This is a genomic window from Lysinibacillus sp. NPDC095746, assembly GCF_044763535.1.
Classification (GTDB): domain Bacteria; phylum Bacillota; class Bacilli; order Bacillales_A; family Planococcaceae; genus Lysinibacillus.
Genome location: NZ_JBIWGL010000011.1, coordinates 112,102 through 123,435, shown reverse-complemented (window position 1 = coordinate 123,435; position 11,334 = coordinate 112,102). Strand labels below are relative to the sequence as shown.

10 protein-coding genes, 1 pseudogene, 1 riboswitch and 1 other annotated feature are annotated in these 11,334 nt (G+C 37.7%); of the genes and pseudogenes, 7 read left to right on the top strand and 4 right to left on the bottom strand.

Annotated elements, in window-relative coordinates; genetic code table 11:
* The 4 genes and pseudogenes from ACIQ7N_RS10500 to ACIQ7N_RS10485 all read left to right on the top strand — a co-directional run.
* A partial coding sequence (locus ACIQ7N_RS10500; protein ID WP_402931821.1) for a hypothetical protein occupies positions 1-221 on the top strand: 221 nt, incomplete at its 5' end.
* A 427-nt stretch (positions 222-648) separates the two neighbouring features.
* Positions 649-2,322, top strand: coding sequence for a methyl-accepting chemotaxis protein (locus ACIQ7N_RS10495; RefSeq protein ID WP_402931819.1), 1,674 nt, complete (start codon positions 649-651; stop codon positions 2,320-2,322).
* Positions 2,323-2,644: 322 nt separating this feature from the next.
* Positions 2,645-3,598 carry an L-threonine 3-dehydrogenase gene (locus ACIQ7N_RS10490; protein WP_402931817.1) on the top strand — a complete coding sequence of 318 codons (954 nt, stop codon included), beginning with the start codon at positions 2,645-2,647 and terminating at the stop codon, positions 3,596-3,598.
* A 100-nt stretch (positions 3,599-3,698) separates the two neighbouring features.
* Positions 3,699-4,438, top strand: a pseudogene (locus tag ACIQ7N_RS10485) (AMP-binding protein); the annotation flags it as partial.
* Positions 4,439-4,481: 43 nt separating this feature from the next.
* On the opposite strand, the gene trpB reads toward ACIQ7N_RS10485, so the two are convergent.
* The 4 genes from trpB to ACIQ7N_RS10465 form a co-directional block, all read right to left on the bottom strand.
* Positions 4,482-5,645 (bottom strand): tryptophan synthase subunit beta, encoded by a 1,164-nt coding sequence (trpB, locus tag ACIQ7N_RS10480; RefSeq protein WP_402931815.1) that lies wholly within the window; start codon positions 5,643-5,645, stop codon positions 4,482-4,484.
* 60 nt (positions 5,646-5,705) lie between these two features.
* Positions 5,706-5,906: a binding site (T-box leader), on the bottom strand.
* 83 nt (positions 5,907-5,989) lie between these two features.
* Positions 5,990-6,472, bottom strand: a complete 483-nt coding sequence (locus ACIQ7N_RS10475; protein ID WP_402931813.1) for a QueT transporter family protein — start codon at positions 6,470-6,472, stop codon at positions 5,990-5,992.
* Between the two features lie 6 nt (positions 6,473-6,478).
* Positions 6,479-6,523: riboswitch (PreQ1 riboswitch) on the bottom strand.
* A gap of 246 nt (positions 6,524-6,769) precedes the next feature.
* The gene (locus ACIQ7N_RS10470) at positions 6,770-7,162 is read right to left on the bottom strand and encodes a DUF1259 domain-containing protein (RefSeq protein WP_248717774.1); all 393 of its coding nucleotides are present in this window, start codon (positions 7,160-7,162) and stop codon (positions 6,770-6,772) included.
* Positions 7,163-7,243: 81 nt separating this feature from the next.
* Complete coding sequence (locus tag ACIQ7N_RS10465; RefSeq protein ID WP_402931811.1) at positions 7,244-7,498, bottom strand: hypothetical protein; 255 nt, start codon at positions 7,496-7,498, stop codon at positions 7,244-7,246.
* Between the two features lie 574 nt (positions 7,499-8,072).
* Between ACIQ7N_RS10465 and ACIQ7N_RS10460 the strand changes: the two genes are divergently transcribed.
* From ACIQ7N_RS10460 to ACIQ7N_RS10450, 3 genes are all read left to right on the top strand, one after another.
* Complete coding sequence (locus ACIQ7N_RS10460; protein ID WP_402931809.1) at positions 8,073-9,095, top strand: ABC transporter substrate-binding protein; 1,023 nt, start codon at positions 8,073-8,075, stop codon at positions 9,093-9,095.
* A gap of 360 nt (positions 9,096-9,455) precedes the next feature.
* Complete coding sequence (locus ACIQ7N_RS10455) at positions 9,456-10,484, top strand: ABC transporter permease (protein WP_402931807.1); 1,029 nt, start codon at positions 9,456-9,458, stop codon at positions 10,482-10,484.
* Positions 10,477-11,271 carry an ABC transporter ATP-binding protein gene (locus tag ACIQ7N_RS10450; protein ID WP_402931805.1) on the top strand — a complete coding sequence of 265 codons (795 nt, stop codon included), beginning with the start codon at positions 10,477-10,479 and terminating at the stop codon, positions 11,269-11,271. The genes ACIQ7N_RS10455 and ACIQ7N_RS10450 overlap by 8 nt, the downstream gene beginning before the upstream one ends.
* Positions 11,272-11,334 lie beyond the last annotated feature (63 nt).

Sequence of the window (11,334 nt, the reverse complement as noted above, 5' to 3'; positions counted from 1 at the left end):
CCGCTTTCGCGCAGAAACAATTGCCGCTGCCGCTTCGCTTTCGCGCAGAAACAATTGCCGCTGCCGCTTCGCTTTCGCGCAGAAACAATTGCCGCTGCCGCTTCGCTTTCGCGCAGAAACAATTGCCGCTGTCGCTCCGCTTTCGCGCAGAAAACAATTGCCGCTGCCGCTCCGCTTTCGCGCAGAAAACAATTGCCGCTGCCGCTCCGCTTTCGTACTAAAAACACTTAGCAGAAGCTAGATAAACCTACTATTAATAGACAACGATAGGAAATTCAGAAGGTTGCAAGTTAAATGATTATTATGATTATTAGAAGTTATATTTTGTTAATATTACATTTGATACTATATGAGTGAATTCGTAGGGTTTACCGAGATAACGTTTGATTGATTTATATACGGAAGTAAAGTAGTGGGAGTTACGGGCAAAGCGAAGCTCTTCACTAGGTAATTTCTGAATTAAACTGGTATGTCCCTAAAGGCATTTATGAGGACTAATATCATGTTACCTCGAGGGGGATATGCGCCGATTATATTAGGAGTAATGGGATTATTTTCACAACTTTTCGTGCAATCTTTACAAAAACATAACACTGGCTTTAAATCTTCATACTATCATTATTGGTAAGAGTTGGAGAAGGAGCCGAGATGATGCATTTTTTTCGATACATAATGGTGAAGGACAAGTTACTTATACTGATGATTGTTTGTGTACTATCAAATGTATTGCTAGGTATTTTTAGTGTTGATTATTTACGGAAAATGTCATGGCATGCAAGTGAAAGCTATACTGAAGGACTTGTACCGATCGGATGGTTAAATGAACTAGAGGAATCACAACGACAATTAGATTATTTAGTGGATTCAGCCGGAGCTTATCAAGAAATGACTGTCATTTTAAAAAACACTGAGCAGCCTTTAGAACATTTAGTAAGTCTAGAAATCGATAAAAAGATGAACCATCAGATGAAGAAATTTAAAACTTTACTAGCACAGCAGGTAGCAATGATCAATAACTATAAACAATTGGACCAAAAAGAACAGCAACAATTTTATGGTCAGTCTTATTTACCTGTAAGCCAGCAAAGTCATTCATTATTAGAAGAAACTCAAAGCTATTTGGTTCAGCGGGCTAAGGAACAGCAACAGGCATACCAGAAAGATGTGCAATTTGGTTATTGGCTATTAGGGGGAGTATGTTTATTTGTTGTTTTGTTAGTAATCTGTATAGGATTTGTAGCAACAAAGGCTGTGAATATACCAACGCGTCAATTGAAGTCGTTATTAAAGCGTGCGGAGCAGGGGGATTTCACAGCGAATGCCAGTTATGTGGCGCAGGATGAGCTGGGCGAGGTAGTATTGTCTTATAATCAGATGACAACAGAGGTGAAAAGACTACTTCATACAGTATCAAAAAGTGCACATGAGGTTGAAGAAATGACTGGGAAACTGCAGGAATCCTCCGAAAAATCGTCTAACACGACGCACAAAATTGCAAAGGATGTACAGTCTATTTCAGATTCAACTGCTGCTTCTACTAAAAAATTAGCTTCGAATACAGCATCTCTAGAGGAGGTGCTAAATAGTGTGCAAGTAATATTAGAAAAAGTGCAGGTTGTTGAAAATTTTGCTCATAAAACTGCGAGTGATGCAGAAAGTGGTACGGAAATTGTACAGGCAAATTTAACTCAAATACAGGCCATTAAACTCGCAGTTGAAAAATCGAATACAGCCATTTTTAATCTTGTAGAGAGAGCAGCTACAATTGATCAAATGGTTGAAGTAATTGAAAAAATTACCGCGCAAACAAACCTTCTAGCCTTAAATGCATCTATTGAGGCTGCTAGGGCAGGGGAGCATGGTAAAGGATTTGCGGTGGTGGCCAATGAAGTTCGCAAGCTTGCAGAGCAAACAGTTCATTCAACCCAAACGATTACGTCCATTGTACAAAATATTCATTTAGATTCCAGCTATGCTGTGCAAATGATGGAGGGTGTGTTAGTCGCAACTGAAAAGGGAGTGCAGGTTACAGGAGATACGGCAACAAGCTTCGATCATATTTTAGAAAAAGTACATACAATGAAGCCATATATAACGGAAGTATCTACAACTATTCAAGAAATTGCCAACCATACGAAAAAGGTTAGTGAAGATGCGGTAATGTTAACATCATTTTCTGATACGAATGCAGCATCCACTAAACATGTAGCTAGATTAACAGCCGATCAATTAACCGCACAGCAGCAATTCCATGATTATATTAAAGAGCTACATAAGGTATCAAAAGTTTTACAAATAGCCGTAAAGCGTTTCCGTATTTAATAAGAACAAAAGGATCTTCTTTATCAACAAAGGAGGTTCTTTTTTTTTGAGTAGTATTAAACAAAATTAATATTGCTTGAATGTCCATCTGAGTCGTACATATGTATTTTATATGTTTTTCTAGCACAATATTTCATAGGTCTCATATACTGTTGGTAAAGGATTTTTTGCTCTGTTTTTAAAAATTAAAAATATTGTGGTTGTATTTTTAATATGAACACTTTATAATGAAATTCATCAGAAGCGTTATTAAATCAATGTTTGGTTATATATTATTGTACTTTCAGAAAGTACAATTGTTCACAGGTGGAGGTTTGGAGAAATGGAAAAGATAATGGTTACAGGAGCACTAGGTCAAATAGGTTCTGAGCTTGTAGAAAAACTCCGTGGTATTTATGGAGAGGACAATGTGTTAGCTACAGATATCCGGAAGCTTGAGCATTCTAAAGGTCCATTTGAAGTATTGGACGTGACGGATGGACAAAGAATGCATGATTTAGCGAAAGATTTTGGTGCAGATACAATGATGCATTTAGCGGCGTTATTATCGGCAACAGCAGAAAAAAATCCTTTGCTAGCGTGGAATTTAAATATGGGCGGTTTAATGAATGCGTTGGAGGTTTCGCGTGAATTAAGCTTGCAATTTTTTACGCCGAGCTCAATAGGCGCATTTGGTCCATCGACACCAAAGGATAATACGCCACAGGATACATTACAGCGTCCAACAACTATGTATGGGGTAAATAAAGTTGCTGGTGAGCTGTTATGTGATTATTATTTCAATCGTTTTGGTGTAGATACTCGCGGTGTACGCTTCCCTGGGTTAATTTCATACGTAACTCCTCCTGGAGGCGGTACGACAGACTATGCGGTAGAGATCTTCTATGAGGCGATCGAGCAAGGGAAGTATACATCTTATATTCAAGAAGGTACGTATATGGACATGATGTACATGCCAGATGCATTGCAAGCTATTGTAGATTTAATGGAAGCTGATAGTAGCAAATTAATACATCGCAATGCCTTTAATATCACTGCAATGAGCTTCGAGCCATCTGAAATTGCGGCGGAAATTAAAAAGCATTTGCCACATTTTCGTATGAATTATAATGTAGACCCGGTTCGTCAAGCGATAGCAGATAGCTGGCCAAATTCTTTAAATATAGAAGCCGCACAAAAAGAATGGGGCTTTAAAGCGCAGTATGATCTAGCAAAAATGACAGTTGATATGCTAGATAAATTAAAAATTAAACTACAGACAAAAGCCTGTTCATAAATAAAAATTTCTAAAAGGACGAAGAATTTAGGTTTCTTCGTCCTTTAGTGTTGGATATTTTTGTGAATGCTGGCCGATTCCAGATGTAATTAGCCTTGAACGAGATATTAGTTCGCTACGAGCTATTTGTTGCGGTGGCTCTGCTTCACCTACTCGACTTATTCGTACATTTGAAGAGCAGTATGGCATTCCATATATCGTCGTGTATGGAATGACTGAAACAACGCCGATTGTAGCGTTATCAAATTATATATCTTGGATATTGAAAAGCGTATTGAATCGCGAGCAATGCAAGGAATGACAATGGCCGGTATAGAATCGAGCATTATTAATGACAGTGGCGAAGTGCCATGGGATGGAGAAACAATGGGTGAGTTACGCTTGCGAGGTCCATGGATTTCACACGAGTATTATCGTGATGAACGTACAAATGATGCTTATCGTGACGGCTGGTTATATACAGGAGACATTGCGGTAAGAACAGAGGATGGCTTTATCAAAATAACAAATCTTACAAAGGATTTAATTAAATCGGGTGGAGAGTGGATATCCTCAGTTGATTTAGAAAATGCGTTAATGACCCATGATGCTGTTTTGGAAGCGGCGGTTATTGCAATTCCTCATATTAAATGGCAAGAACGCCCGCTAGCTTGTGTAGTATTAAAGGAAGGAATGGCGGCAAGTGAAGAGGAGCTTCTGGCATTTTTAGAAAGTCAATTTGCACCGGATGATGTAGTATTTTTAGATGAAATTCCAAAAACATCAGTTGGAAAGTTCCTGAAGGCAAAGCTTCGAGATAATATCGCAGAAATTTATCCGAAATTAGCTTCATTTGTATAGTTAAAAGAGCGATTTCCGCAAAGGGAAGTCGCTCTTTCACTTTTTATCTACTTAACATTTGAAATACTTGTTCTACGTCTTTGTCTCCGCGGCCAGAGATATTGATAATAATGCTCTCTTCCGGTGATAATGTTGGCGCAAGTTTTAGTGCATGAGCAACTGCGTGGGAGCTTTCTAGTGCCGGAATAATTCCTTCAACCTTTGACAGCACTTGGAATGCTTCAAGCACTTCTTCATTCGTCACCGTTACATATTCTCCACGACCAATTGTTTTTAAATAGCTATGCTCTGGACCAGCTCCAGGATAATCTAGTCCAGCAGCAATTGAATACGTAGGTAGTGGATTGCCTTCTGCATCTTGCAGTACTAAACATTTGAAACCGTGTAATTCACCGGGTGTTCCTTCATTTAATGTAGCTGCCTTATCGGGTTCAATGCCGATTAGGCGAACATTTTCATCTGCAATATATTCTGCAAACGCACCGATCGCATTACTGCCGCCACCGACACAAGCAAGTACTGCTGCTGGTAGCTTGCCTTCTTTTTCTATAATTTGTTCACGACTTTCACGGCTAATGACTGATTGGAAATGCTTGACCATTGAAGGGAATGGGTGAGGTCCTACAGCAGAACCTAGTAAATAAAAAGTCGTCTCATAGTTTTCCACTAAGTCAGCAAATGCTTCATCTACAGCATCCTTTAATCGCCCTTGACCTTTATCAACAGCTACTACCTTTGCACCAAGAAGCTCCATACGGAAGACGTTTAATGCTTGACGCTTTGTATCCTCTAAACCCATATAAATGGTGCAATCCATTCCGAACATTGCACAAGCAGTTGCTGTTGCTACACCATGCTGACCCGCACCTGTTTCGGCAATCACACGATTAGCACCCATGCGCTTTGCTAATAAAATCTGTCCAAGGACGTTATTAATTTTATGTGAACCTGTATGGTTAAGATCTTCACGCTTTAAATAAATTTTTGCGCCGCCTAATTGTTTTGTTAAATTTTCAGCAAAATAAAGTGGAGATTTGCGCCCAATATATTCATGGAAATAATAATCTAGCTCTTTATTAAAGTCTTCATCGTCTTTATATTTTTGGAAGTTTTCATCTAAAATATTTAATACATTTTGAAGTTCAGCAGGAACAAAGCTACCACCAAATTCACCGAAATATCCTTTTTTCTCTACTACTATACTCATCTTCTCTCGACTCCTCTTTTCTAATTTTTCCATAAAAAAAAGTCACTACAATCCTTCTGTAAAAAGGACGAGTAACCGTGGTGCCACCTTCATTCGCATAAATTGCGCGCTTTCGTACTCCGGTAACGGGGAGTAAATTCGTCCTCACATTTGATGAGGCTGCTCCAAAGCCCATTCGCAAGTACGTACTACTGATTTGCACCAACCATCAGCTCTCTTTAAGTACGCCCGCTTGCTACTATTCTTTTTCTTAGCATTTATTGAAAAGAATTGTAAAGTATTTTCAGAATGTTGTCAAGAATAGCAAGAAAATAAAAAAAGACGAATCTATTAAGATCCGTCAGTTAAATTAAATTTTTGAAGTTTAAGCGTTTATTCAATGTATACATAATCGGTGCACCGACCGCTAAGACAACAAATTCACCTGTAGCAACAGTTAACCATGTCCAGAAGAATGGTAATTCTAATGCAATGTTCAATTCAAAAGCAATGATGAACATTGTGCAAGTAAATAATAATGTATTAATGACTAAACGTGCCCAAATATTTTTAACAAATTTACAAATAAGAATGAACAATCCAAGAGTAATCATCGAATGGGCTACACCAAAATACAAATCGATAATGCCGTTTGGTGAAAATAGATTGGAGATAAATACACCAATAATGATTCCGAAGGCAAAGCGTGGATTAAACGCAACTAGATGATTAAACATTTCTGATAGACGGAACTGCACCTCTGTAAAGCCAAATGGGGCGACTAACAATGTAATAGCGATGTAAAGAGCTGCAATTATGCCACTCGTTGTTAAAAATTTCACTTTCATTAACATTTCTCCTTAGTTTTTTTGCGTGGGATGGTTACGAACCACGTGAAGCAAATGCAATCATATCAATGTTCATGCTTATTTGTAAATAGCAATGTGTAAAAAAAACGCAGAAATTCATAGTGCTAAAGGTAATATTTAGCCCTTGTTCGTTGTGCTCATAAAAAGAGGGCTTGTACAGTTGCTTCATTACAGATGGAATGAATGAAACTGAACTATAGCTGAGAAGCAACCGTGAACATTAAAAACGGTCATAGTAAAAAGAACTGATCTAAGCAGTTCTTTTAACAAGTAGAGTTATCTTTTTAAAACACGAAATGCTTGAGCAAATTTTTGGGCGAAGATTAATGGGGGCTCTATTGATTGAAAATGAACGTATAAAATTACTGGATCTGAATATATCCAGTGATTATGGACAGCACTAATAATTAAATTATTTTCTGCAAGTACCTTAACAAATGGTGTTAATTCTTCTTGAAGTACTACAACTTCACCTAAGTTAAGTGCATTTCCATATATATCGAGTGATTCGAACGTTATTCCAGCATGAAGTGCACTACGACTTGGGCGACCTTGAATCGTAACAGTAAGATTTCGATTAAGTTTTACGGAACATACACCGTGTTCCATAGAAGCTTTTCCGTTGGCAATCTGAGCAAATTTTGTACACATATCTTGAAAGCTTTGCATTTAGACACCTCTGCTTTTTTAAACTTCTATTCTGAGGATGCCTTGGTGCTAAAGAAGAAGTAGGTGGTCTCTCGTTGGGATTTATTCATCTAAAACATTTTTAATTTCTCCTATTTCAAAAATGATATCGTCAAGTTGTTTTTTGAATTCATCTGTATATTCTAGTTCTCCATCTAAATCTTTTGTATATTCCAAGGCATTTAAGGCAAAATCTAGAGCAAATGCAAATAGACTGTCACAAAGATTAGAGATGATTGTGTCAATATCCTCTATATTTGCATTTTGTTTCTCTTGTGAATAAGAAGGTTGTTTTAAATCGGTTTCTTCATTGTTCATGGTATTCCTCCTTTTTGAAAGCAGCATTCGTCTCATTTGCATCATATGCATTAAGTGTAAAAAAGGAGACTGAAATGTGTAGATCAATGTTGTTAGCAACAAAATGTAAACATTAAGGGAGAGTACGAGATAGTGAACTCGAATGTTGATTTTATTCAGCCATTCAAGGTGTTACTCAAACGTACGTATGCTTCCAAAATAAGTAGATATCTTGTAGAAGTAATAGTGAATTAATATAATAATTTGACAGCCTGACATTTATTTTGGGGAATGTCGGGTTTTTAGGTTTTATATAAATTACTTGAAAAATCAATAGCAGAAAAATAACTTCGCGAAATTTGTCAAAAAAACTTTTGTTATATTAGAAAAAGAAATCAATTTATAGAAACAGTGTAGTTTAGTGGTTTAAAGTGACAAATTAAGTGAAAAAATAAAATATTTTGTGAAGTTTAATAGTCAGAACATTCATAATGTTATTGACGAACCTATATAATAACGATAATATAGCGATAAGTTCACACTTTGTTTGGATAAAGTGTGATAAATATTAGAGATAATATTGGGGGGATTATTTGTGAAAAGCAATTTAAGAAAGCTTTCGTTCCTGTTATTTGGATTAGTTTTAATGCTTGCTGCTTGTGGCAACAGTGGATCTAGTTCATCAGACTCGAAAGAGAACGACAAGAATAATGCAAGTGAGAGCAGCAATGCAGATGACAAAACATTTAAAATTGGGATTACTCAAATTGTTGAGCATCCATCTTTAAATGCTGCAACTGAAGGTTTCAAAAAAGCAATTGAAGAATCTGGCTTAAAAGTTGAATACGATCCGCAAATAGCACAAGGAGATAATAGTCTTAATACGACGATTGCAAACAATCTAGTAAGTGCCAACGTAGATTTAATCTTTGCTAACTCTACACCATCAGCACAAGCGGCGGCGACAGCTACTAGTGATATTCCGATTGTCTTCACTTCTGTAACGGATGCTGTTGGCGCACAGCTCATTGAATCTATGGAGAAGCCAGGGAAAAATGTAACAGGAACGATTGATTTACATCCTGATACTATTTCAAAAACAGTAGCATTCTTAAAGGAACTAGGTGCGAAAAAAGTAGGTATGGTTTACAACGCTGGTGAGCAAAACTCAGTAGCACAAGTAAAAGAAGTGAAAAAAGTTATGGCTGAGCAAGGCCTAACAGTAGTTGAGGCATCTGCGGCAACTTCTGCAGAAGTAAAACAAGCTGCTGAATCATTAATTGGTAAAGCAGATGCATTCTATATCATTACTGATAATACAGTAGTTTCGGCTCTTGAGTCTGTCATTGATGTAGCAAACTCTAATAAATTACCACTAGTTGTAGGAGAGCTTGACTCTGTAGCACGTGGTGGCTTAGCTGCATATGGTTTTGAATATTATGACATCGGTTATGAGGCGGGGCAAATGGCTGTGAAGATTCTAAAAGGTGAAGCAACACCTGCTGATATACCAGCGCAATACCCACAAAAATTAAAACTACTAATCAATAAAAAAGTAGCGGATGATTTAGGGATCAAAATTAAGGATTCTTGGGGTGCAGAGCTGTTAGAAAAGTAATGACGACATGATTATCTTATGGAACGAAGCGGGGGAGAACGAAAACTGCCCCCGCTTTATCTACTTTTTAGAATAAAAAATGAAGTCATTATGAGGAAGGATTAGCGCTATATATAGTTACGAGCGAATAGAGTACATTGCATTAATCCCAATTATGGTGGGGTAATCCTTTCTAGTTTCATCTTATTAGAATACTAAAAATTATGGTTCATATTGAAAGTTGATTGGAGTAAGGCTAGGCGACTCCTTAGGAAGTAGCGATAGAGGAACGAAGGCTTATCGGACGCCCCAGAAATCAATTTCAAGTTATGGTGTTGAGCGAAATTATTTATTAAGAAATTATGAGGAGATGATGCAACTATGCCTTTAGCAATATTTGGCGCGATGGAGCAAGGGATCATCTATGCAATTATGGCACTTGGTGTGTATTTAACATTCCGTGTGTTAGATTTTCCAGACTTAACGGTTGATGGAAGCTTTGTAACAGGGGCAGCTACAGCAGCGACAATGATTATGCTTGGCTACCACCCAATCTTAGCAACTTTGGTGGCAATTGTTGTTGGATTTATTGCTGGATGTATGACAGGAATTCTTCACACAAAAGGAAAGATTAATCCTCTATTATCGGGAATTTTAATGATGATTGCTTTGTATTCTATTAACCTACGCATTATGGGATCAACTGCAGAAAATACGATAGGTCGTCCGAATATTCCACTATTAAATTCAGAGACTTTATTTTCAAAGTTTCAAGCGTTTTGGAGTAATTTAGGAATCGATACGGCTTTAAATAACCTATTAAAAGGCCTCGGCGTTCAGCAACTACCTTCAACATGGAGTACGATAATCGTAGTTTTAATCATTACGATTATCATTAAGTTCATTACAGACTGGTTCTTAAAAACAGAGGTTGGATTGGCTATTCGAGCAACCGGTGATAATAAGCGCATGATTCGTAGCTTCTCGGCAAATACAGATACACTTATAATTTTAGGGCTAGGACTTTCTAATGCACTTGTGGCATTTTCTGGAGCTTTAATCGCTCAATATTCAAAGTTCTCAGATGTCAGTATGGGGATTGGGATGATTGTGATTGGTCTTGCATCTGTTATTATCGGTGAAGCAATTTTCGGTACAAAAACGATTATGCGCACAACTTTCGCTGTCATTGCTGGAGCGATCATTTACCGCATTATTTTAGCATTAGCATTACGAGTAGATTTCCTTGATTCAGGAGATATGAAATTAATAACGGCTATCATTGTTATTATAGCGTTAGTTTTACCACAATTTATCAATAAGGGGAAGGAACGAAAACGAAAGGTGAAGCGTGCAGCAGAGAGAACACACGTAAAGACAGTTGAGCAGGGAGGGAAGCGCCTTGCTTAAATTAACCGGCATTAATAAGATTTTTAATGAAGGTACGCCTGATGAAAAAATTGCACTCGCAGAAATTAATTTGCATTTGAAGCCAGGGGATTTCGTCACAATTATTGGCAGTAATGGTGCTGGTAAATCGACCATGATGAATATGATTTCTGGCGCGCTAACACCAGACTTTGGCACGGTATCAATTGATCAGAATGAGGTTACTACTTTGCCAGAATATAAGCGTTCTCACTATATCGGTCGAGTATTCCAGGATCCGATGGCTGGTACAGCGCCAACAATGACGATTGAGGAAAATTTAGCATTAGCTTACTCACGTAATAAGAGTAGAGGCATGCGCTTCGGTGTTGATAAAAAGCGTCGTGAATTTTTCAAGGAATCGTTAGAGATGTTGGGCTTAAATCTTGAAAATCGATTGTCTGCAAAAGTGGGCTTACTTTCGGGAGGGGAGCGTCAAGCTTTGTCACTTTTAATGGCAACATTTACGAAGCCTTCGATTTTATTGCTAGACGAGCATACTGCGGCACTTGACCCATCTCGTGCAGAGTTAATCACACGTATTACGAAATATTTAGTTGAGAAAGACAACTTAACGACATTAATGGTCACGCACAATATGCAACAGGCATTAGATTTAGGAAATCGACTGATTATGATGGATAAAGGTCAAATTATTTTAGAGGTCGGCGAGGATCGCAAGCATGAATTAACCATCCCAGATTTAATGGCAGAGTTCGAACGCATCCGCGGAGAGAAAATGAACTCAGACCGTGCGCTACTAGGATAATAAATATAAAACGCTCATACCTAGGTGTGGGCGTTTTTTCGTTGGATGTCGATATTTTTTAGA

Coding starts and splice junctions, on each gene's coding strand:
- ACIQ7N_RS10495 (WP_402931819.1), top strand. CDS start 649: ATGATGCATTTTTTTCGATACATAATGGTGAAGGACAAGTTACTTATA.
- ACIQ7N_RS10490 (WP_402931817.1), top strand. CDS start 2,645: ATGGAAAAGATAATGGTTACAGGAGCACTAGGTCAAATAGGTTCTGAG.
- trpB (WP_402931815.1), bottom strand. CDS start 5,645: ATGAGTATAGTAGTAGAGAAAAAAGGATATTTCGGTGAATTTGGTGGT.
- ACIQ7N_RS10475 (WP_402931813.1), bottom strand. CDS start 6,472: ATGAAAGTGAAATTTTTAACAACGAGTGGCATAATTGCAGCTCTTTAC.
- ACIQ7N_RS10470 (WP_248717774.1), bottom strand. CDS start 7,162: ATGCAAAGCTTTCAAGATATGTGTACAAAATTTGCTCAGATTGCCAAC.
- ACIQ7N_RS10465 (WP_402931811.1), bottom strand. CDS start 7,498: ATGAACAATGAAGAAACCGATTTAAAACAACCTTCTTATTCACAAGAG.
- ACIQ7N_RS10455 (WP_402931807.1), top strand. CDS start 9,456: ATGCCTTTAGCAATATTTGGCGCGATGGAGCAAGGGATCATCTATGCA.